The sequence below is a fragment of the Actinospica robiniae DSM 44927 genome, assembly GCF_000504285.1.
Classification (GTDB): domain Bacteria; phylum Actinomycetota; class Actinomycetes; order Streptomycetales; family Catenulisporaceae; genus Actinospica; species Actinospica robiniae.
Map to the genome: position 1 here is coordinate 5077454 of NZ_KI632511.1, position 23013 is coordinate 5100466.

13 protein-coding genes are annotated in these 23013 nt (G+C 71.7%); 5 read left to right on the top strand and 8 right to left on the bottom strand.

Annotated features, from left to right (window positions below):
• Window positions 1–102 precede the first annotated feature (102 nt).
• From ACTRO_RS21440 to ACTRO_RS21450, 3 genes are all read right to left on the bottom strand, one after another.
• Window positions 103–2688 (bottom strand): DNA translocase FtsK, encoded by a 2586-nt coding sequence (locus ACTRO_RS21440; protein ID WP_034265627.1) that lies wholly within the window; start codon window positions 2686–2688, stop codon window positions 103–105.
• Window positions 2689–2815: 127 nt separating this feature from the next.
• A complete protein-coding gene (locus ACTRO_RS21445; protein ID WP_034276017.1) occupies window positions 2816–3457 on the bottom strand; it encodes a response regulator in 642 nt (213 codons plus the stop codon).
• 76 nt (window positions 3458–3533) lie between these two features.
• Window positions 3534–8021 carry a HAMP domain-containing protein gene (locus ACTRO_RS21450; RefSeq protein ID WP_034265629.1) on the bottom strand — a complete coding sequence of 1496 codons (4488 nt, stop codon included), beginning with the start codon at window positions 8019–8021 and terminating at the stop codon, window positions 3534–3536.
• 155 nt (window positions 8022–8176) lie between these two features.
• On the opposite strand from ACTRO_RS21450, the gene ACTRO_RS21455 reads away from it, so the two are divergent.
• A complete protein-coding gene (locus tag ACTRO_RS21455) occupies window positions 8177–10429 on the top strand; it encodes a SpoIIE family protein phosphatase (protein WP_063628049.1) in 2253 nt (750 codons plus the stop codon).
• Between the two features lie 27 nt (window positions 10430–10456).
• On the opposite strand, the gene ACTRO_RS21460 is transcribed toward ACTRO_RS21455, so the two are convergent.
• The 5 genes from ACTRO_RS21460 to ACTRO_RS50410 all read right to left on the bottom strand — a co-directional run bounded on the left by ACTRO_RS21460 (window position 10457) and on the right by ACTRO_RS50410 (window position 17122).
• Window positions 10457–11869, bottom strand: coding sequence for a sugar porter family MFS transporter (locus ACTRO_RS21460; protein ID WP_084316446.1), 1413 nt, complete (start codon window positions 11867–11869; stop codon window positions 10457–10459).
• 121 nt (window positions 11870–11990) lie between these two features.
• A complete protein-coding gene (locus ACTRO_RS21465; RefSeq protein ID WP_034265637.1) occupies window positions 11991–12593 on the bottom strand; it encodes a GTP-binding protein in 603 nt (200 codons plus the stop codon).
• Window positions 12574–12927 (bottom strand): DUF742 domain-containing protein, encoded by a 354-nt coding sequence (locus ACTRO_RS21470; RefSeq protein ID WP_051451169.1) that lies wholly within the window; start codon window positions 12925–12927, stop codon window positions 12574–12576. Before ACTRO_RS21470 ends, ACTRO_RS21465 begins: the two co-directional genes overlap by 20 nt.
• Before the next feature lie 36 nt (window positions 12928–12963).
• Window positions 12964–13386: a roadblock/LC7 domain-containing protein gene (locus tag ACTRO_RS21475; protein ID WP_034265643.1), complete on the bottom strand. Its 423-nt coding sequence runs from the start codon at window positions 13384–13386 to the stop codon at window positions 12964–12966.
• Between the two features lie 49 nt (window positions 13387–13435).
• Window positions 13436–17122 carry a sensor histidine kinase gene (locus ACTRO_RS50410; protein WP_034265646.1) on the bottom strand — a complete coding sequence of 1229 codons (3687 nt, stop codon included), beginning with the start codon at window positions 17120–17122 and terminating at the stop codon, window positions 13436–13438.
• A 713-nt stretch (window positions 17123–17835) separates the two neighbouring features.
• Here ACTRO_RS50410 and ACTRO_RS21485 point away from each other — a divergent pair.
• The 4 genes from ACTRO_RS21485 to ACTRO_RS21500 all read left to right on the top strand — a co-directional run bounded on the left by ACTRO_RS21485 (window position 17836) and on the right by ACTRO_RS21500 (window position 22953).
• On the top strand, window positions 17836–18930 hold the full coding sequence (locus ACTRO_RS21485) for an ABC transporter substrate-binding protein (protein ID WP_034265647.1): 1095 nt from the start codon (window positions 17836–17838) through the stop codon (window positions 18928–18930).
• A gap of 162 nt (window positions 18931–19092) precedes the next feature.
• Window positions 19093–19872 (top strand): FAD-dependent thymidylate synthase, encoded by a 780-nt coding sequence (gene thyX, locus ACTRO_RS21490; protein ID WP_084316447.1) that lies wholly within the window; start codon window positions 19093–19095, stop codon window positions 19870–19872.
• A gap of 324 nt (window positions 19873–20196) precedes the next feature.
• A complete protein-coding gene (gene dapA, locus ACTRO_RS21495; RefSeq protein WP_034265649.1) occupies window positions 20197–21093 on the top strand; it encodes a 4-hydroxy-tetrahydrodipicolinate synthase in 897 nt (298 codons plus the stop codon).
• A 174-nt stretch (window positions 21094–21267) separates the two neighbouring features.
• Window positions 21268–22953, top strand: coding sequence for a ribonuclease J (locus tag ACTRO_RS21500; RefSeq protein ID WP_034265651.1), 1686 nt, complete (start codon window positions 21268–21270; stop codon window positions 22951–22953).
• Window positions 22954–23013 lie beyond the last annotated feature (60 nt).

The following is a 23013-nucleotide window of genomic DNA, read 5'->3' on the forward strand; positions in this document are numbered from 1 at the left end:
TGCCCGGTTCCGGGCGTACCGTCCCCTCCCGGGCCGCGGTTTCCCCCGATTGGCGGGCGCTCCCATGCGCCCGTACCGGCTAACGCGCAGGTGGTCGGAAGGTCACGCCTCGGCGTTGAGGGCGTCGAGCACCTGCTGGAGGTCCTCCGGACGCACCAGCACGTCCCGCGCCTTGGCCCCCTCGGACGGCCCGACCACCCCGCGCTGCTCGAGCAGGTCCATCAGCCGGCCCGCCTTGGCGAAGCCGACCCTCAGCTTGCGCTGGAGCATGGAGGTGGAGCCGAACTGGCTGGAGACGATCAGCTCGGCCGCGGAGACCAGCAGCTCGAGGTCGTCGCCGATCTCCTCCTCCGGCTTCTTCGGCCCGGCCGCGCCCTCGGTCACGTCGGTGCGGTACTCCGGCGTCTCGCGGGCCTTCCAGAACTCGACGACGCCGGCGATCTCCTCGTCCGAGAGGTAGGCGCCCTGCAGCCGGGTCGGCTTGGACGCGCCCATCGGCAGGAACAGCGCGTCGCCCTTGCCCACCAGCTTCTCCGCGCCCGGCTGGTCCAGGATGACCCGGGAGTCGGCCAGCGAGGAGGTGGCGAAGGCGAGCCGGGAGGGCACGTTCGCCTTGATCAGGCCGGTGACCACGTCGACGCTGGGCCGCTGGGTGGCCAGCACCAGGTGGATGCCGGCGGCCCGGGCCAGCTGGGTGATGCGCACGATCGAGTCCTCGACGTCGCGCGGGGCCACCATCATCAGGTCGGCCAGCTCGTCCACGATCACCAGCAGGTACGGGTGCTCGCGGAACTCGCGGTCGCTGCCGAGCGGCGTCTCGACCCGCTTGTCCTTCTCCCGCACGGCCTTGTTGTAGTCGTCCAGGTGCCGGAAGCCGGTCTCGGCCAGGTCGTCGTAGCGCAGGTCCATCTCGCGCACGACCCACTGCAGGGCCTCAGCCGCCTTCTTCGGCGAGGTGATGATCGGCACGATCAGGTGCGGCACGCCCTCGTAGGCGGTCAGCTCGACCCGCTTGGGGTCGACCATGATCAGCTTCACCTGGTCCGGGGTGGCCCGCATCAGCACCGAGATGACCAGGGTATTGATGCAGGTGCTCTTGCCCGCGCCGGTGGCGCCGGCCACCAGGATGTGCGGCATGCGGGTGAGGTTGGCGGTGATGTCGCGGCCCTCGACGTCCTTGCCGAGACCCACCAGCATCGGGTGCGCGTCGCCGACCGCGTCGCTCGAGCGCAGGATGTCGCCGAGCGAGACCATCTCCCGGTCGGTGTTGGGGATCTCGATCCCTATGGCGGACTTGCCCGGGATCGGCGAGAGGATGCGCACGTCGGCCGAGGCCACCGCGTAGGCGATGTTCTTCGACAGGGCCGTGATCCGCTCCACCTTCACCGCCTGGCCGAGTTCGACCTCGTACCGGGTGACCGTGGGGCCGCGGGTGAAGCCGGTGACCCTGGCGTCCACCGAGAACTGCGCGAACACCCCGGTCAGCGACTCCACCACGGCGTCGTTCGCCTTCGACCGGGCCCGCAGCGGCGCGCCCGCGGCCAGCAGCTCCGGCGGCGGCAGCTCGAGCGAGCCGGCGCCGACCGCGGGCCGGGTGATCGGAAGCTGATCCGGCTCGGGCTTGGACGCGCGCGGAGACCTCGGCGCCCGGGTCTTCTTCTGCAGCGGCAGCGGGAGCAGCACGGTCGGCTCGGCCGCGGCCGGCCCGTCGAGATCAGGGTCCTGCGGAAGCTCCGGGTCCACCTCGGGATCGGCCGGCCCGAGCGGCAGACCCCCGACCGCGGCCAGCTCCGTCGGATCGCTGCCGTCCAGCCTCGGGTCGCCGGCCGGCAGCGCCCGGCCGTGGAACGCCGTGTCCAGCATCCGGTCGGCCCGCGCCCGCGCGTCGCGCAGCCGGCCCGGGATCCGGTAGATCGGCGTGGCCGTGGTCACCAGCAGGCCGAAGAAGCCGAGCAGCAACAGCAGCGGGACGGTCAGCCACTGGCTGAGCACGGCGGAGAGCGGCGCCGAGGCGAACCAGCCCAGCCAGCCCGTGCCGTGCCGCATCGCCTCGGCCCCCATCGACGGGGTCGGCGCGCCGCGCGCGATGTGCGTCACCCCGAGCACGCTCAGGCTCAAGCAGGTGAGTCCGATCGCGATCCGCCCGGACTCCTCCACCGTCTCGTTCGGGTGGCGCATGACCCGGATCGCCAAGCCCAGCAGCACCAGCGGGATCACCCAGGCCAGGCAGCCGGCCGCACCGACCACGAAGTCGTAGATGCCGTCGCCCACGACCCCGGGCACCTTGTGGAACACGGCCGCCCCGACGATCAGGCCGGCGGCGATCAGCAGCAGGCCCGCGCCGTCGCGCCGGTGATCGGGATGCAGCCCCTGCCGCTCGGCCGCGCCGGGCGCGACGGCGGCGCCGTCACCGGTGCGGGCGGCCGTATCCGCGGCCCGCACCTTGCGCCCCCTCCCCCGCCGCGCCAGCGCGCCCACGCCGCGGCTGGTGCCGACCCAGAGCATGGTCAGAAAGAGCGTCAGCGCATGGAAGAACAGGTCGACCGGACCGCGCACGGTCGGAGTGGCAGAACCCTTGCCCTTGCCCTTGCCCTTGGCCTTGCCCGCACCGGCGCGCGCGGGCCGCGCAGCCGGCTTCTTGGCCGTGCGCTTCGCCTGCGTACGCTTCGCGGGGGCAGGAGACGGCATGGTTCGAGACTACTGGATGATCACCCGTCAGGCGCGGAACGCGAACAGCGCAAGGCCTTTAAGGTCACGGCGCGCGCCAGAAGCCGCGGCACGTGGCGGAGCGTGGTGCCGCGGCGAACGGAGCGCGTCAGGACAGCGCGTCCAGGGCGCTTCGCAGCCGGCCGAGCCGGCTGCCGAGCGTATCAAGGGTGCTCGTCAGCTCGCTCTTGAGCACCGACTCCGCCGGCCCGTCCGCGGCCAGCTTCTCCAGCGCCCGCGCGTTCTCCTCGACCGCGGCGAGCCGGGCGGCGAGCTCGGCCACCAGCAGCGCGCCGTCGCGCCCGGCCTCGTCCCGCTCGGCGAGACGGTCGGCGAGCAGCTGGGCCTGCTCCTTGAGCAGCAGGTTCTTGCGGTGCAGCTCCACGAACACGGACACCTTCGCCCGCAGGATCCACGGGTCGAACGGCTTGGCCAGGTAGTCCACCGCGCCCGCCGCGTAGCCGCGGAAGGTGTGGTGCGGGCCGTTGGACACCGCGGTCAGGAAGATGATCGGGATGTCCTTGGTGCGCTCGCGCCGCTTGATGTGCGCCGCGGTCTCGAAGCCGTCGAGGCCGGGCATCTGCACGTCCAGCAGGATCACCGCGAAGTCCTCGGACAGCAGGGCTTTGAGGGCCTCCTCGCCCGAGGCGGCGCGCACCAGGGTCTGGTCCAGCGCGCCGAGCACGGCTTCGAGGGCGACCAGGTTCTCCGGGCGGTCGTCCACGAGGAGGATCTTCGCCCGTTCCGTCACCATCGCCTTCGCCTTCCGCCGCGGGCTTTCGGCCGAGGCCGAGCTGCCGTATCGAGCGAACCTTCCGTCCGCGCCTCTACCGTACCCGCCCCGGGCCGTCACTCGCAGTGAGCCAAAGACGAATCAGATCGAGCAATTGCCCGGTGACCACGGGCTTGGTGACGTATTCGGAGGCGCCGGCCTCGATCGCCTTTTCCCGATCCCCCTGCATCGCCTTGGCGGTCAGGGCGATGATGGGCAGGTCGGCGAAGCGCTCCATCCGGCGGATCGCGCGCATCGTGGTGTAGCCGTCCATCTCCGGCATCATGATGTCCATCAGCACCAGGTCGATCCGGTCCGAGCGCTCGAGCATGTCGATGCCCTCCAGCCCGTTCTCGGCGTAGCGCACGGACAGGCCGTGCTGCTCGAGCACGCTGGTGAGGGCGAAGACGTTGCGCACGTCGTCGTCCACGACCAGGACCACCTCGCCGTCGAAGCGGCCGGGGTAGCGGCTCATCCCGTCCAGGCCGAGGTCGCGCGAGCGCGTGACCACGGCGGTGGCGCGCGCGCCGTCGGCCGGGCGGTCGTCGGCGACGCCGAGCAGGCCGCGCTGCTCCGGAACCCGCATCCGCGGCACGCTGATGGCCTGGATCGGCGGCTCCATCGGCAGATACAGCGTGAACACCGAGCCGCGGCCGAGGGTGGACTGCACCGTGATCGCGCCGCCGAGCAGGTGCGCGATCTCGCGGCTGATCGACAGGCCGAGGCCGGTGCCGGCGTACTTGCGGCTGATCGTGCCGTCGGCCTGCTGGAAGGCCTCGAAGATGATCCGCAGCTTCTCCTCGGCGATGCCGATGCCGGTGTCGGCGACCTCGAACGCGACCGCCTTGGGCAGCGTGACGATGTCGTCGCCGTCGCCGACGTGGACCTGCTCGGAGACCGAGATGGTCAGCTCGACGGTGCCCTCCGCGGTGAACTTCGCCGCGTTCGACAGCAGGTTGCGCAGCACCTGCTGCAGCCGCTGCTCGTCGGTGTGCAGCTCGCCCGGGGCGTGCGGGTCGAGCCGGACCGCGAAGTCGAGGCCCTTTTCCGCGGTGAGCGGCCGGAAGGTCGCCTCGACGTACTCGACGAGCGACGAGAGGGCTATCGGCGAGGTCTGCACGTCCATCCGGCCCGCCTCGATCTTGGACAGGTCGAGGATGTCGCTGATCAGGCCGAGCAGGTCGGAGCCGGAGCCGTGGATGGTCTCGGCGAACTCGATCTGCTTGCCCGTCAGGTTGCCCTCGCTGTTGTCCGCGAGCAGCCGGGCCAGGATCAGCAGGCTGTTGAGCGGGGTGCGCAGCTCGTGCGACATGTTGGCGAGGAATTCGCTCTTGTACTTGCTCGCCAGGGCCAGCTGGTCGGCCCGCTCCTGCAGCGCCTGCCGGGCCTGTTCGATCTCGGAGTTCTTGACCTCGATGTCCTTGTTCTGCCGGGCCAGCAGCGCCGCCTTCTCGGCGAGCTCCGCGTTCGAGCGGCGCAGTTCCTCCTGCTGCGACTGGAGTTCCTCGGAGCGCTCCTCGAGCTGCGCGGTCAGCTGCCGCGACTTGGCCAGCAGGTCCTCGGTGACCGAGTTGGCCATGATGGTCTTCACGGTGACGCCGACGGACTCCAGGATCTGGTCCAGGAAGGCCAGCTGGATCTCGGTGAACTGCTCGAACGAGGCGATCTCGATCACCGCGAGCAGCTGGTTCTCGAACAATACCGGCAGCACGATCAGCGAGGCCGGGTCGGCCGAGCCGAGGCCGCTGCCGATGCGCAGGTAGCCGGCCGGCACCCGGGTCAGGTGGATCGGCTTGCGCTGCGCGGCCACCTGGCCGACCAGGCCGTCGCCGAGCCGGAAGGCCACGTCCACGCCGTCGGGGGCGGTCGCGGCCCGGCCGTAGCCGGCCAGCATCCGCAGCCGGCCGTTCTCCAGCAGGTAGAACGCGCCGTGCTGGCCGTCGACCACCGGGGTCAGCTCGGCCATGATCAGCTGGGCCACGGCCGAGGGGTCGCGCTGCCCTTGCATCAGGCTGCTGATGCGGGCCAGGTTGCCCTTGAGCCAGTCCTGGTCCTGGTTGCGCCGGGTGGTCTCGCGCAGGTTCGCGATCATCTGGTTGATGTTGTCCTTGAGCTCGGCCACCTCCCCGGACGTGTCCACGTCGATCTGCTGGGTCAGGTCGCCGCGGGTGACCGCGGTGGCCACCTCGGCGATGGCGCGCACCTGGGTGGTCAGGTTGCCGGCGAGCTGGTTGACCGACTCGGTCAGCCGCTGCCAGGTGCCGGCCACGCCGGGCACGGTGGCCTGGCCGCCGAGCTGGCCCTCGGTGCCGACCTCGCGGGCGACGCGGGTGACCTCCGAGGCGAAGGCGGAGAGCTGGTCGACCATCGTGTTGATCGTGGTCTTGAGCTCGAGGATCTCGCCGCGCACGTCGACGTCGATCTTCTTGGACAGATCGCCCCGGGCCACGGCCGTGGTGACCATGGCGATGTTGCGCACCTGGCCGGTGAGGTTGTTCGCCATGACGTTGACGGTGTCGGTCAGGTCCTTCCAGGTGCCGGCCACGCCCGGGACCTTGGCCTGGCCGCCGAGGCGCCCCTCGGTGCCCACCTCGCGGGCCACCCGGGTCACCTCGTCCGCGAACGCGGAGAGCTGGTCCACCATCGCGTTGATGGTGTTCTTCAGCTCGAGCACCTCGCCGCGGGCGTCCACGTCGATCTTCTCGGACAGGTCGCCCCGGGCCACCGCGATGGCCACCTGGGCGATGCCGCGCACCTGGCTGGTCAGGTTGTAGGCCATGACGTTGACCGTGTCGGTCAGGTCCTTCCAGATGCCGGCCACCCCGCGCACGTGCGCCTGGCCGCCGAGCTGGCCGTCCGTGCCCACCTCGCGGGCGACGCGGGTCACCTCGTCCGCGAACGCGGAGAGCTGGTCGACCATCGTGTTGACGGTCTCCTTCAGCTGGAGGATCTCGCCGCGCGCGTCCACGCTGATCTTCTGGGACAGGTCGCCCCGGGCCACGGCCGTGGTGACCAGGGCGATGTTGCGCACCTGGCTGGTCAGGTTCGAGGCCATCGAGTTCACGGAGCTGGTCAGCTCCTGCCACACCCCGGCCACGCCCGGCACGGTGGCCTGGCCGCCGAGCTGGCCCTCGGTGCCCACCTCGCGGGCGACGCGGGTGACCTCCGAGGCGAACGCGGAGAGCTGGTCCACCATCGCGTTCACGGTGTTCTTCAGCTCGAGCACCTCGCCGCGGGCGTCCACGTCGATCTTCTCGGACAGGTCGCCCCGGGCCACCGCGGTGGTGACCTGGGCGATGTTGCGCACCTGGCTGGTCAGGTTCGAGGCCATCGAGTTGACCGAGTTGGTCAGGTCCTTCCAGGTCCCGCCCACGCCCGGGACCAGCGCCTGCCCGCCCAGCTTGCCCTCGGTGCCCACCTCGCGGGCGACCCGGGTGACCTCGTCGGCGAAGGTGGAGAGCTGGTCCACCATCGAGTTGATGGTCTCCTTCAGCTCGAGCATCTCGCCGGAGACCTCGACCGTGATCTTCTGCGACAGGTCGCCCTCGGCCACCGCCGTGGTCACACCGGCTATGTCGCGCACCTGCGCGGTGAGGTTGCGCGCGGCCGAGTTGACCGAGTCGGTCAGGTCGCGCCAGATGCCGTCGGCGCCGGGCACCACGGCCTGGCCGCCGAGCTGGCCCTCGGTGCCGAGCTCGCGGGTGACCCGGATCACCTCCGAGGCGAAGCCGCTGAGCTGGTCCACCATCGAGTTGATGGTGGCCTTGAGCTCGGCCATCGCCCCCGCGGCCGGGCCCTCCACCTTGCGCGAGAGGTCGCCGTCGGCCACCGCGGTGGTCACCCGCAGCAGCTCGTGCACCTGGTCGGCGAAGCGGTGGCTGGTCTGCTCCATCGAGCCGACCAGGGTGGACCACTCGCCGGGGAACTGGCCGGCCCGCGGTCCGCCCGCGGCCGCCGCGCCGGCCACCTCGGCCCGCACCGCGGAGGCCGCGCCGTCGGCTCCGGCTCCGGCACTCGTCCGGTTCATCCGGTCGATCGCCTCGTGCAGCCGCAGCTGCTGGGCGGCGAGCCGGTTCACCCCGCGCACCTGGCGCAGCAGGTCTCCGCGCAGCGAACGCCCGTCCACCTGCAGCGCCAGCGGCGAGGCGGAGGCCTCGCGCAGCTTGCCCTCGGCGAGCAGCTCGACCACCTGGCCGGACTCCTGCATCGGCAGGACCAGCCCGTCGAGCATGTTGTTGAGCGCGTCCACGGTGCGCTGCCAGGCCCCGGCGCCGGGACCGGGCGCGATCCGCGCGGCCAGCCGGCCGTCGCGTCCGACCGCCTTGGCCACCCGGCCCAGCTCGGCGTGCAGCGCCTGCTCGCGGTCCACGATCTCGTTCACGACGGCGGCCAGCGGGGCGAGCGGCGAAGCCGGACGCACGTCGAGGCGCCGGCGCAGGTCCCCGTCCCGCACCTGCCGTAGGGTGCGCACGGCCTCGGCCAGATCGGCCGCCACCGCCGCGTCCACCCTTGCGTCCGACGCGTTGCCCGCGCGCTGCGTCATCGCCTCTCCTTCGCCTCGAGCGCGAAATCCCGTCCTCGTATCGTATGCCCGTCACCCGGCGGCGCTGTCCGGTTTCGCACGGAATTCCGAATCGTTTGCGGCTTTATCAAGCCCACTTGGAGCCCGGCTCGCCATCCGGGCTTTAGACTGCCGCGATGAGCATGACCCGCGCCGCCGAGTTCGCCGCCGCGCCCGGCGCGGCCAACGAGGCGCGCAGATTCGTCCGGGAAACTCTGGCGCAATGGGATGAAACCGGTCAATACGGAATCGAATCCGTGCTCGACGACACCTTGCTGCTCACCAGCGAACTGGTCACCAACGCCGTCGTACACGCCGGCACCGCCGCCGCCGTCACCTGTGAGCTGCGCCACGGCGCGGACGGCGAGCCGGCCGCGATCCGGATCGAGGTGGCCGACCGCCACCCCGGCAAGGCCCTGCCCGCGCCCCGTCCGCCGTCCGCCCGCGAGGCGATGGCCGAGCTCGAGGACGGGCACGGCGTGCCCGAGGCGCCGGAGCAGGGCTGGGGCCTGTACCTGACCGCGCATCTGGCCGACGCCTGGGGCGTGCAGTACTCGCGCACCTCGAAGCAGGTCTGGTTCGACCTGCCGCTCCCGGCCCGCCAGGGCGCGCCGGCCTCGACGCCCCCGGCCGTGCCCGGGCTGGACGGCGCGGACGCGCTGCCCGCCTGGGACCCGCACAGCGTCGAGGAGCTCGACGACCACCTGCGCACCATGGCCGAGCACATCCGCAACCTGTTCGACCTGGACACCGCGCTGATCCTGCTGACCCAGGACGACGCCCCGGGCACGCTGCGGCTGCGGGCCGCGGCCGGCGTGCCGACCGGCGCCCTGCCGCAGGTCACCCAGGTGCCCAGCGCCTCCACCCGGATCGACCTGTCCGCGCTGCCCTCGGTCTACCCGGACCTGGCCGGCCAGGCCGAGCACTCCAGCGCCCTGCTCTCCGCGCTGACCGGGCTCGGCGTGCGTTCGCTCTCCACCGCCCCGCTGACCGTGGGCGGGCGCACCACCGGCCTGATCGCGGTAGCCGACCACGCCCCGGACCGGATCGGCGAACCGGACGCGCTGCGCCTGGCCCTGGAGGCCGAGCGGATCGCGCTGACCGTGGAGACCGCGCGGCTGGCCGAGGCCGGGCAGAGCCGCCGGGCCGCGCTCTCCTTCCTGGCCGAGGCCGGCGAGCTGCTGGCCGGCTCGCTCGACCCGGAGCGCACCCTGGCCCTGGCCGCGCAGCTGCTGGTGCCCTCGCTGGCCCGCTGGTGCGCGATCCACCGGCACGACGAGAACGGCCGGCGCCGGCCCGCGCTGGTCTGGCACGCGGACGAGGACTGGTACGACCCGCTGGCCGGCGCGGTGGCCGCGTCCGGGGAGCCGCAGCCCGGCATGGACGCCGCGCAGTGGCCGCGGACCGAGCACACCCGGCTGCGCCCCGGCGAGCTGCTGGTGCTGCCGCTGGAGGCGCGCGGCCGCCCGCTGGGCACCATCGCGCTGGCCACCGCCCCCGGCGTCCGGCTCACCCGCGAGGCCGGGGACCTGGCCTGGGACCTGGCCCGGCGCATCTCGGTCACCTACGACGCGGCGCTCTCCTACGCCGAGCTGCGCCGCACCGCGCACCAGCTGCAGTCCACGCTGCTGCCGCCGGAGATCCCGCACGTGGACGGCGCCGACATCGCCGTGTTCTACCATCCGGCCGGCCAGGACGGGGCCAACGCCGACATCGGCTACGACACCCTGGTCGGCGGGGACTTCTACGACGTCTTCGAGATCCGCCCCGGCTGCTGGGGCCTGGCCGTGGGCGACGTGTGCGGCACCGGCCCGCAGGCGGCCGCGGTCACCGGCCTGGCCCGGCACTCGCTGCGGCTGCTGGCCCGGGAGGGACTGCGTCCGACCACGGTGCTGCACCGGCTCAACCAGGCCATCCTGGACGAGGGCGAGCGCGGGCGTTTCCTGACCCTGATATACGCCGAGGCCGAGCCGCAGCCGGACGGCTCGCTCAGCCTGGCGCTGATCTGCGCCGGCCACCCGCCGCCGCTGATCCTGCGCACCGACGGCCGGATCGAGGCGGCCGGCTCCGCGCAGCCGCTGCTCGGGGTGATCGAGGGCGATCCGGACTTCCACATCGACACCGTGCAGCTGCGTCCGGGCGACGCCATGCTCTGCTTCACCGACGGCGCCTCCGAGCGCCGGCGCGGCGGCGCGATGCTCGGCGAAGACGGCCTCGCCCGGCTGCTCGCGGACTGCCACGCGCTCTCCGCCGCCGGGATCACGGCCCGGATCCAGCGCGGCGTCGAGCAGTTCGGCGACGGCCCGCTCAGCGACGACATCGCCCTGCTCGCACTGCGTGCCGCGCCCGGGAACGAGGGCGCGGCACGCGGGGTGCGATCCGGCGCGTAGCCGGCAAGACGGGCGTAGACGGCGTGTCTAGCCCATTTCCTCCAGCGCCTTGCCCTTCGTCTCCTTGACGAACTTGAGGACGAAGAAGAACGACAGCAGCGCCATGACGGCGTAGATGGTGTACGAGCCGGTGAGCGACCAACGGCTCAGGCTCGGGAAGGACTGCGAGACGGCGAAGTTGGCCAGCCACTGGAAGGACGCGGCCACCGACAGCGCGAGCGCGCGGATCTTGTTCGGGAACATCTCGCCGAGCAGCACCCAGACCACCACGCCCCAGGACATGGCGAAGAAGAACACGAACACGTGCGCGCCGACGATCGCGGTGGTGCCGTAGGACTTCGGGATCGAGCCGACGCCGCTGGTCTTGTCCACGTGCGAGAAGGCCCAGGCGACCACGGCCAGCGCGGCCGTCATGCCCAGCGAGCCGATCAGGGCGAGCGGCTTGCGCCCGACCCGGTCGATCACCGAGATCGCCACGATGGTGCCGACGACGTTGACGATCGAGGTGGACACGGACAGCAGCAGCGAGCTCGAGACGTTGTAGCCCACCGACTGCCACAGCAGCGACGAGTAGTAGAAGATCACGTTGATGCCGACGAACTGCTGGAAGATCGACAGGCCGATACCGATCAGCACGATCGGCAGGACGAAGCCGTTGGGGCCGAGCAGATCGCGGAAGCGGGGCTTGTGCTCGGACCTGATGACGTGGTCGATCTCGGCGATCCGCCCGTCGACGTCCAGGTTGTCGCCTTCGACCTTGTGCAGCACGTTCTGCGCGCGGCTGGTCTGGTGGGTGGCGATGAGGTACCGCGGCGACTCCGGCACCGCCAGCGCGAGCCCGCCGTAGAGCAGCGCGGGGAAGGCCTCGATGATCAGCATCCAGCGCCAGGCCTGCAGGCCCCAGATGTTGTTCGTGGTCTGGCCGTTGGCCGCCTGGGCCAGGCCGTAGTTGATCAGCTGCGAGACGAAGATGCCGGTCACGATCGCCATCTGCTGCAGCGAGCCGAGCCGGCCGCGGTACTGCGGCGGAGCGATCTCGGCGATGTACGTGGGGGCGACCACCGAGGCGATACCGATCGCGATACCGCCGACGATGCGCCAGATCGAGAGGTCGACGATGGAGAAGGCCAGACCGCTGAGCACGCCGGAGATGACGAAGAGCACCGAGGCGATCAGCATGACCTTGACCCGGCCGATCCGGTCGGCGATGGGCCCGGCGATCCACGCGCCGAAGGCCGAGCCGAGCAGGGCCGAGGAGACCGCGAAGCCGGTCGCGTTCGTACCGACGTTGAAGTGCTTCTGGATGCCGGTGACCGCGCCGTTGATCACGGAGCTGTCATAGCCGAACAGGAACCCGCCCATGGCGGCCGCGGCCGCGATGAAGATCACATAGCCGAAATGCTCGGCATGCCCGCTCTCGCCCGTTCTCGTCGTCGCCATGATCGCAAGGTAACCCGTCGGGGCGTCAGGAAACCCGCTGCGAGAGCCGAACGAGTGAGCAGGCGTCGCCCGCCCCCGCTCCGGACGGTGGAGCGGGGGCGGGCGAGAGGTCTGACTGGGGTCAGCGCATCGCGGCGAACCGCGACATCGCGTGCTCGACCAACCGGATGAGCGTCAGCTTCGTCGACTCGCGCGAGCGCGCGTCGCAGGTGACGATCGGGACGTCGGTCGGCACCGAGAGGGCCTCGCGCACGTCGTCCATCTCGTGGCTGAGCACGCCGTCGAAGCAGTTGACCGCGATGATGTACGGCAGGCCCGCGTCTTCGAAGTAGTCGATCGCGGCGAAGCAGTCGGCCAGCCGGCGGGTGTCGACCAGCACCACGGCGCCGATGGCGCCGCGGGTCAGGTCGTCCCACATGAACCAGAATCTGTTCTGCCCGGGGGTGCCGAACAGGTACAGGATCAGTTCGCGGTCCAGCGACACACGGCCGAAGTCCATCGCGACGGTGGTCGTTGTCTTGTCCGGGACCTTCGACAGGTCGTCGATCCCATCGCTCGCCGCCGTCATGACCGCTTCCGTGGTCAGCGGGCTGATCTCGGAGACGGCGCCGACGAAGGTGGTCTTGCCGACTCCGAACCCGCCCGCCACGACGATCTTGACCGACGTGGTCGGTCCGGAGGGCGCGGGCGCGGCGTAGCCCGCACTAGAGGTTGCGAAGTCCAAGGAGCACCCTTTCCAGAAGCGCGAGGTCCGGCTTGCCTTCGGCGGAGCCCGGCTGCTGGACCGCGATCAGGCCCGACTCGGCCATGTCCCCGACCATCACCCGGGCCACGCCCAGCGGCATCCGCATCAGCGCGGCGATCTCGGCCAGCGACTTGATCTCGACGCACAGTTCGCAGATCCGCTGGTGTTCCGGCATGAGTCCGTAGCCGGCGTTGCGGCCCTGAGGCGTGGTGGTCACCAGCGCCTCGATGGCCAGTTGATAGCGCGCCCGCGTCCGGCCGCCGGTCATGGCGTACGGGCGGACAAGCGGGGAGGAGTCTTGTCCTGAGCTCAATGAAACCGTCCTTCACGCGGGGGATAAGACCTGCGCCTACCGGGGGAGCGAGTTCTGCAGCTCGGCCCGCAACGCGGGCGTGAGCGTGTCGCCGGCCCGCTCCACCAGCAGGGCCATCTCGTAGCCGATCAGGCCCATGTCGCAATCCGAGGAGGCCAGCACGGCGAGCACGGAGCCGTCGCTGATGGCCATGACGAACAGGAAGCCGCGCACCATCTCCACCACGGTCTGGGTGACCGAGCCGCCCTCGAAGATCCGAGCGGCTCCGGTGGTGAGGCTGGACAGGCCGGAGGCCACCGCGGCGAGCTGGTCGGCCCGGTCCCGCGGGAAGCCGTTGGAGACGGCGAGCAGCAGGCCGTCCGAGGACACCACGACGGTGTGAGCCACACCGGGCACGCGGTCCACGAAGTTGGTGATCAGCCAGTTGAGGTTCTGCGCCGCCTGGCTCAGCTCGCTCACGGTTGTGCCCTTTCGAAATGGTTGCCTGGAGTGGTGCCGGCCATGGCGATCAGCGCTCGCCTTCGGACGGGTTGGTGTCCTGGCCGGTCGCGGCGTCCCGGCCCTGGCGCAGGCCGCGGTGGAAGCTGGAGAGCCGTCCGCGCACCTCCTCCGCCGAGCGCGGAGCCATCGGCGGCGGGGTGGCCTTGGCCGCTCCGGTTCCGCCGGCCGAGCCTGGCACCAGGTTGGACTTGGGCACGCGCTTGGGCAAGCCCTTCTGCGTCAGCCCTGCGGCGACCGGCTTCGCGGCGGCCTGGGCCGCCCGCCAGCCTTCGTCGCCCGGAGAGGACCAGGACCCGGAGTTACCGCGCGCGCCTTCCGGCGCCCGCACCTCCTCCGCGGCCGAGGCGGAAGAGGTCGGCCAGCTCGGCGGGGGGGTCTCCATAGGCCTGTCTCCTGCGGAGTTCGGTACGGGTGCCGCGGGCGTTTCCGGCGCGACGGTCGGCGGTGTCGGGAAAGCGGGCGCCTGCTCCAGCGGCTCGACCGAACGGGCCTCGGCCTGCGGCTGAACCTGCGGCTCGGCCGGTCGGACCCGGGCCTGCGGAGCAGGGGTCGGCACCGGGGCGCGCTCGGCCGGTCCGGCGAAGCCGGTGGGCCGCTGCGAGGCGGCCTGGGCCGCCTGGGCCCGGGCCTCGTCCCGGCGGCGGAACCACTCGGACTCCATCGCCTCGAAGATCGGCAGCCGCTCGTCCGTGGCCGGGGCCGGGGGCAGCGGGTCGCTGGCGAAGAGCCGGTCGGCCACCGAGAACGAGCCGGAGCCGGCCGGGTCCGCCTGCGGGTTGAGCCGGAACTGCGCGGTGTCGTCCGAGGCCCGGCGCTGCGGGGCGACCGGGGCGTTCGGCGCGGCCGAGCGCGGCACGACCGGGATCTGGCCGGTGTCGCCGGAGTGCCGGGGCGCGCCCGGACCCTTCGAGCCGACCGCCGGGAACTGGCCGGTGTTGCCCACGTCGCGGATCCGCGGCAGCTGTCCGGTGGACTCGCTGCGGGTCGGCGGCGGGGTGGGCGGAGCCTGCGGCGGGGCCGCGGGCACCTGCGGCAGCGGCTGGGTCATCGCGGGGGGCTGCGGCGGGACGGGCGGGGCCTGCTTCGCCGGCTCGGCCGGCGGGAACGGCGGCGGCAGCGGGGGCTGCTGGAGCCCCTGGGCCGAGCCGTCGAGGCCGAGTTCCGCCCGCGGCGCGGCCCGGAACGGGTTGCCCGGGGCCGGCGGCTCGCTGCCGAAGGCTGCCGGAGCGGACAGGCCGGGCTGCGCTCCGGCCGGCGGGCCGAACGGGGCGTCGGCGCCGAACGGCGGCGCGGGCGGGGCCGCGGGCGCGCTCGGGGGGCCGAACGGCGGCTCGAACGGGGCCGGGGCCGGCTCCTCGCGCGGCGGCTGCGCGGCGAACGGGTTGACCGGCGGGCCGACCGGCGGGGCCGGGCGGGTGGCCGGGGGCGCCTCGTCCATCGGGCTGCGGGCGCCGGGGATGGAGCCCGAGCCGGCCGGACGGCCGCCGAGGCCGGAGGAACCGGGCTCGAACTCGTCCAACGGCGCCGGCGGCAGTCCGCCGAGGCCGGCCGACGGGGACTCGGCCAGGGCGCGCGGCCCGCCGCCGAACGAGCTCTCCAGCGGGTCGTCGTAGGTGGGCAGCGGCTCCGAGGGCAGGGCGCCGCGGCGCGGCAGCGCGCCGAGGTTGCGCACACCGGTGGCGGACAGCTCCGTCGCCGGCACCTGCTCGCCCTCGACGCCCGCGAGCAGCGAGCTGGGCACGAGCACGAGGGCGGTGATGCCGCCGCCGGCCGAGCGGCGCAGGCGGACCTGGATGCCGTGGCGGGTGGCCAGCCGGCCGACCACGTACAGGCCCATGCGGCGGGAGATGGCGACGTCGATGACCGGCGGGTTGGCCAGCCGCTCGTTCGCGTCGTCGAGTTCCTCGGGCGTCATGCCGATGCCGGAGTCCTCGATCTCGAGCATCACGCCGCCGGTGTTGAGCGTGTTGGCGGTGACGGTGACCTTGGTCTCCGGCGCGGAGAACGAGGTCGCGTTCTCCAGCAGCTCGGCCACCAGGTGCACGAGGTCGTTGACGACGCGGCCGACGACGTTGGTGTCGGGCAGGTCGTGCAGGGCGACCCGCTCGTACTGCTCCACCTCGGACGCGCCGGCGCGCAGCACGTCGAGCAGGCGCACGGCCTGGCTCCACTTGCGGCCCGGCTCCTCACCCGCGAGGACCAGCAGGTTCTCACCGTTGCGGCGCATACGGGTGGCGAGGTGGTCGAGCTTGAACAGGCTCGCGAGCTGGTCCGGGTCCTGCTCGCTGTTCTCCAGCTCGTCGATCAGGCGCAGCTGGCGCTGGACCAGCGACTGGGAGCGGCGGGAGAGGTTGACGAACATCGAGTTGACGTTCGCACGGAGCATGGCCTGCTCGGAGGCCAGGCGCACGGCCTGCTGGTGGACCTCGTCGAAGGAGCGCGCCACCTCGCCGATCTCGTCGGAGGAGGTGATCGGGATCGGTTCGACCCGGCTGTTGGCGTCCGCGGTGGCCGCGTCCGCGTCACGCAGCCGGCGGACCATCTCCGGCAGTCGGGTGGCCGCGATCTCCAGCGCGGCGGCCCGCAGCATGCCGAGCGGCCGGGTCAGCGACCGGGCCACCAGCAGGGTGCCGAGGAAGGAGAGCAGCAACGCGAAGATGATGATGCCGATGTTCAGGTACAGGTCGCTGTCGGCCGCGTTGAGCAGGGACTGCGAGTCGTCGACCATCTGGTCGATGGCGAGGGCCTGGACCGAGCGCAGGTCGCCGATGGTGCCCGGCAGATCCTCGTTGACCAGACCGTCGCTGATGTTGTTGGTGCTGTTGACCCAGATCGGGTTGTTCACCCCGAACTGGCCCTGCTTCGAGTCCTGCACCACGGCCAGCGCGGAGGTGACACCGGCCGAGGCGCCGGAGACCAGCGGCCCGGAGACGGTGGAGTCGTAGGACTGCACCAGCGCCTGGGACGCGGTCGTGTCGAAGCTCTGCTGCGCGGAGTCGTAGGACGCCAGCGCGTCCTGCAGCTCCTGGGCCTGGCTGTTCTGCACCAGCTCCGGGCTCAGCGCGCCCTGGGCCGCGTAGACCTGGTCGGTGATGACCTCGGCGATCGACTCGGACTCGATCATCTGGTTGAGCGCCGAGAGCGCCTGGTTGTCCTGGGTCACCGACTGGTCCGAGGTGCCGGCCGCGGTCGCCGCGAGCACCGCCATGACGTCGTCGATCACGCCGCTGTAGGAGTTGAAGGTGACGGTGTAGACGGCCGCCTGGGTGGTGACCGACTTGCGGATCGCGCCGAGGTCCTGGGCGCGCCCGAGCGCCTCGGCGGCGGCCGCGCGCAGCTGGGCGGCGAAGGAGCCGTCCTGGGCCACGGACTCGGCGATCGGCGTCAGCTGCTCGACGGTCTGCGTGGTGGCGCCGATCGCGTCTTCGAACTCGACGTAGTAGGGGTTGGGGTTGGTCTTCGACCCCTCGACGCAGGGCGAGCCGCCGGTCTCCATGGCCACGCACACCGCGGCGGCCTGGCGCTCCTGCTGGATCGTCAGCAGCAGCTGCTCGACCTGGGCGGCGGTACCGGCCTGGAACCGGGCGTGCTGCAGATGGGAACGGTCCTGATACAGCGTGTTGACTCGGGTGGCGGCCACGCCGATGGCGATCACCAGCGGGAAGCACACGAGCAGGAAGAGCCTGTTGCGCACTCGCCAACTGCGCAGGGAGAAGCGCCCCGGCTGAGCGGGCGCGGCGTCGCGGGCGTTCGGCGCGGGTGGTGTCGGTCCCTGGGGGCGACCCCGCCGCCGCTCCGACGCGGCCGAGTCGACTCCGGCACTGCGGGCGCCGCCTGGGGCGGACTCGCGGCGCGGGGTCACGGGTCGTGTCTGCACTTGCCCTCACCAGATTCTGGCCGTGTCCTACGGCACGGGGCGGCCTTCCCGGCTGCCCGCACGCGCCGCGGTGCGGCATCGCTCGACCGTTCGAGCGCAGTGCTCGACGGTCCGTTCAGGAAACGCATTCCAGCACAGTCTGTGTCCCCCAGCCAAGACGGGGTTGCCACAATTCAGAATCAACCTGGGAACAGAGTTCATATACAGGGATAAAACGGACGACTTTGCCGAGATTTCACCGACGGTCCTGGCGTATTGCCGACACGCGGTGGAAGGATGCGACAGGTCCTGACGGCCTCCGCGGACCAGGAACGTTATCGCGCTGACGGATAGTCGCCGTATCACGACAAAGCGTAGCCAGGGTCTGTAGCTATATACCCGAGGCAATTACGATCGACACAATCCCCGACGAAGCGCGTACCGTTTCGAAACCGATCTGTGCTGTTTCCAGGCCAGTATTCATGGTCACCCGGAAGTGGATTAGCATGACGCCGCCAGACGCGAGACGAGCCCGACCCGAGAGGTTTGACATGCCCCAGCCCATCGGAGCCCCGCGGAGCGCGCGGCCGGTCCGCTCGCGCGCCCGGCTCACCCGCCTCGGCGCGCTCGGCCTTTCGCTCACCGTGTCGGCCTCGGTGCTGACCGCGTGCAGCAGCGGGTCCGCCTCGGTGGAGACTCCCGACATCACCATCGGCTACGTCAACAGCCTCGGCTCCGCGCCGTTCCTGCTCGGCATCAAGCAGGGCCTGTTCAACACCGGCGGCCTGAGCGTGACCCCCAAGGCGTACGCCGACGACACCGACGAGGAGAAGGCGCTCAAGAGCGGCGAGATCCAGATCGCGCTCGGCGACTACACCTCGTTCCTCGACAACCAGAACGCGGCCGGGGTGGCCCCGCTGCTGCAGGTCGTCGGCGAGGCGTACGACGCCGGCTCGGACACCTTCGGCCTGGTCGCCGCGCGCACGAACACGGGCTTGTCCGCCGACCCCGCCACGACCATCGCCTCCAAGATCGCCGGTGCCGGGATCTCAGTCTCGGTGCCCGCCTTCGACAGCCCGGAGTACGTCTCCCTGGCCGCGTGGGCGATGTCGGAGCAGGCGCCGGTGCCGTCCCGGCAGTCCAACATCCACACGGCCGCGGCCGACGCCGACCCGGCCTCGGCGGCGAAGCAGATCCTGAGCAACATCGCCTCGGGCAACTCCTCGGCCGGCGTGTTGCAGGAGCCGTACCTGACCCAGGCGCTGGAGACCGGCAAGGTCGTCGAGCTGGCCAACCTGTCCTCGGGCACCGCGGCCGACATGCCGGTCAGCGGCTACTTCGCGCTGACCAAGTTCACCCAGTCCAACCCGAACACGATCGCCGCGTTCGACGCCGCGCTGGCCCAGGCCCAGGCGCTCGGCGACAGCCGGGTCTCCATCGAGCAGGCGCTCGAGGCCCAGTCGGTCGACGACACCCTCGCCGCGACCACGCAGATCGGCAACTTCCCGAGCATCGTCGTCCCGGCCACGATCGACAACGTGCTGTCCCTGATGAACGCGGCCGGCCTGCAGATCGGCACGCTCTCCTCGGGCACGCTGACCGGCACCAGCAACAGCGGCAACTCGGACACCATGACGCTCGGCTGACGCCGCGTCACCACGCACAGCTCCGAAGGCCCCGCGGCGACGCGGGGCCTTCGGCGTCTGCGGCCGGGAGGCGTCCTGATCGGCACTGTCGGCGGCGCCGACTAGGCTGAGAGCTCGTCATCCCCCGTCCGGGACCGGGAACGTCCAGCCAGGAGCCGCCGCATGTCCACGCAGCCGACCGCCACCACGACCGCGCCGACGGGCGAGCCGGAGGGCGACGCGCCGGAGCAGGCGGTGCGCTTCCGCTCCGACGTCACGGTCGAGCTGGTCAAGGCCACCGCCGCGGACGCGGACGTGCTCTTCGCCGCGCGCGTCTCCACCGCCGGCGAGAAGTCGCTGCAGGAGGTCGGCGGGGACGCCGAGCGCTCCGCCGGACTGATCAATTACCTGATGCGCGACCGGCACGGCTCGCCGTTCGAGCACAACCAGTTCACCTTCTACGTCTCCGCGCCGATCTTCGTCTTCCGCGAGTTCATGCGGCACCGCACCTTCAGCTACAACGAGGAGAGCGGCCGCTACCGCAGGCTCGAGCCGGTCTTCTACGTGCCCGGCAGGGAGCGGATGCTGGTGCAGGAGGGCAAGCCGGGCCGCTACGTGTTCGTCGACGGCAGCGCCGAGCAGCACGAGTTGGTCGAGAGCACGACGCGCCGGGTGTGCACCGAGTCGTACCGCGCGTACCTGGAGATGCTCGAGGCGGGTGTGGCGCGCGAGGTCGCCCGGGGCGTGCTGCCGGTCTCGATCTACTCGTCGATGTACGCGACCTGCAACGCCAGGGCGCTGATGCACTTCCTGTCCCTGCGCACCAAGCGCGAGGACGCGAGCTTCCCGTCGTTCCCGCAGCGCGAGATCGAGATGGTGGCCGAGCGGATGGAAGACCACTTCGCCGAGACCATGCCGCTCACCCACGGCGCCTGGAACCGCAACGGCCGGGTCGCCCCGTAGTAGCGGTCTTGTCACAGTCCTTCCACAACACCCGGGGCCGCCGGCCGCGCTCGCGCGCCGCCGAGCCCGGCCCGGTGATCGCAACCGGTTCATGCGACGTCCACCCCATCGGATGAACTGGACGGCGGGACCCGTGACCCTCCCGCGCGCCGCTCGTAGATAACGGCAGGACCCCGCCGCGTCGAGACCCCCCGAACTCGGCGCGGCGGGCGTCCCTCCAGCAACCGCCGCATCCTCCTCCCCTTGCGCGCCGCCGCCCGCCACGCCGCCGTCCCGGCCGTTTCCGCGGTGTGCCGCCATCGGCCCGTCCGGTAGCTTTATCCCATGGCGTCCTTCACCAGCTCCGTGCCCTTCGGCCGCGTCGTCACCGCGATGGTCACCCCCTTCGCCGCCGACGGCGGCCTCGACCTCGACGGCGCGCAGCAGTTGGCCCAGCAGCTCGTGGACGCCGGCAGCACCGGCCTGGTCGTCAACGGCACCACCGGCGAGGCCCCGACCACCACCGACGCCGAGAAGAGCGCGCTGGTGCGCGCCGTGCTCGAGGCCGTGGGCGACCGGGCCCGGGTCATCGCGGGCGTCGGCAGCAACGACACCCGGCACACGGTCGAGCAGGCCCTGGCCGCCGACGGCGCCGGCGCGCACGCGCTGCTCGTGGTCACGCCCTACTACAGCAAGCCGCCGCAGGCCGGGGTGCGGGCGCACTTCGAGACCGTCGCCGACGCCACCGGGCTGCCGGTCATGCTGTATGACATCCCCGGCCGCACCGCCACCCCGATCGAGACCGAGACGCTGCTGCGCCTGGCCGAGCACCCGCGGATCGTCGCGGTCAAGGACGCCAAGGGCGACCTCGGCGCGTCCAGCCGGGTCATGGCGGAGACCGACCTGGCCTACTACTGCGGCGACGACATGCTCAACCTGCCCTTCGCGGCGATCGGCTCGGTCGGCACCGTCTCCGTCGTCTCCCACCTCGTGGCCGCCGAGCTGGCCGCCATGTACGAGGCCTACTTCGCCGGCGACGTGGCCAAGGCCCGCGACATCCACCGGATGCTGCTTCCGGTGTACACGGGTGTGTTCCGCACGCAGGGGGTAATCACCATCAAGGCGGCGTTGCGCGCCCTCGGCCGGCCCGGCGGTCCGCTGCGGCTGCCGCTGGTCGAGCTGGACGGGGCCGGGCTGGCCACGCTCCGGGCCGACCTGGCGGCGGTCGGCATCGCCATCTGACCCCGCCCCGCCCCCCGCCGCTCCCCCACCCGAACCAGGCACCGCGAGAACCGAGCCAGACCCGCACGGCGACCCACGCCCGTACACACTTCCGGCCCAGCGCCGCACAACTGAACAGGGAAAACACCTGAAGACCATGGACAATTGCACACAAGCACCACAAGGAGCCGCCAGATGAGCCATCCCCACCCCGAGCTGGGGACCCCTCCGCCGCTGTCCGAAGGTGCCCTGCGGGTCACTCCGCTCGGCGGCCTGGGCGAGATCGGCCGCAACATGACCGTGTTCGAGTTCGGCGGCAAGCTGCTGATCGTCGACTGCGGGGTGCTCTTCCCCGAGCCCGAGCAGCCCGGCGTGGACCTGATCCTGCCGGACTTCACCTCGATCCGGGACCGGTACGACGACGTCGTCGCGGTCGTGCTCACGCACGGTCACGAGGACCACATCGGCGCGGTGCCCTACCTGCTCAAGGAGCGGGCCGACATCCCGCTGATCGGCTCTCAGCTGACCCTCGCGCTGATCGAGGCGAAGCTGGCCGAGCACCGGATCCGGCCGTACACGCTGGAGGTGAAGGAGGGTCAGACCGAGCGGATCGGGCCCTTCGACTGCTCGTTCCTCGCGGTCAACCACTCCATCCCGGACGCCCTCGCCGTGGTCATCAAGACCCCGGCCGGCACCGTGCTGCACACCGGCGACTTCAAGATGGACCAGCTGCCGCTCGACGGCCGGCTGACCGACCTGGCCGGGGTCTCCCGGCTGGGCGAGGAGGGCCTGGACCTGGTGCTGGTGGACTCCACCAACGCCGAGGTGCCCGGCTTCGTGGCCAGCGAGCGGGAGATCCAGCCCGCGCTCGACCGCGCCTTCGCGAACGCCGAGCGCCGCCTGATCGTCGCGTCCTTCGCCAGCCACGTGCACCGGATCCAGCAGGTGCTCGACTGCGCGGTCAAGTACCGGCGCAAGGTCGCCTTCATCGGCCGCTCGATGGTGCGCAACATGGGCGTCGCCCGCGACCTCGGCTACCTGCGCGTGCCCGAGGGCCTGGTGATCGACGCCAAGCAGATCGAGGAGCTCCCACCGGAGCAGGTGGTGCTGGTGTGCACCGGTTCGCAGGGCGAGCCGATGGCCGCGCTCTCCCGGATGGCCAGCCGCGACCACCAGATCCGGATCGTGGAGAACGACACGGTCGTGCTCGCGTCCTCGCTGATCCCCGGCAACGAGTCGGCGGTCTACCGCGTCATCAACGGCCTGAGCCGTTGGGGCGCGAACGTCGTGCACAAGGGCAACGCGAAGGTGCACGTCTCCGGGCACGCCTCGGCCGGCGAGCTGCTGTACTTCTACAACCTGGCCAAGCCACGCAACGTCATGCCGGTCCACGGCGAATGGCGCCACCTGCGCGCGAACGCCGACCTGGCCGTGCTCACCGGCGTCCCTCGCGAGCGCACGGTGCTCGCCGAGGACGGCGTGGCCGTGGACCTGGTCGACGGCGTCGCCCGGATCGCCGGCAAGGTCCCGTGCGGATACGTGTACGTCGACGGCGCCTCCATCGGCGACATCACCGAGGCCTCGCTCAAGGACCGCCGGATCCTCGGCGACGAGGGCTTCATCTCCGTCTTCGCCGTGGTCGACTCGGACACCGGCAAGGTCACCGGCACGCTGCAGGTCCAGTCCCGGGGCGCCGGCATCGACGACGAGCAGCTCGCCGCGGTCATCCCGAAGATCGAGGAGGCCCTCGCCGACGCCGCCGCCGAAGGCGTGGGCGAGGCCTACCAGCTGCAGCAGATCATCCGCCGAGTGGTCGGCAAGTGGGTCGACGTGACCTTCCGCCGCCGCCCGATGATCCTGCCGGTGATCATCGAGGTCTGACCCCGCTCGAGGCCCTTCGCAGCAGCCTGAGCAACGACGTCTGGCGCGCCAACCGCGCGC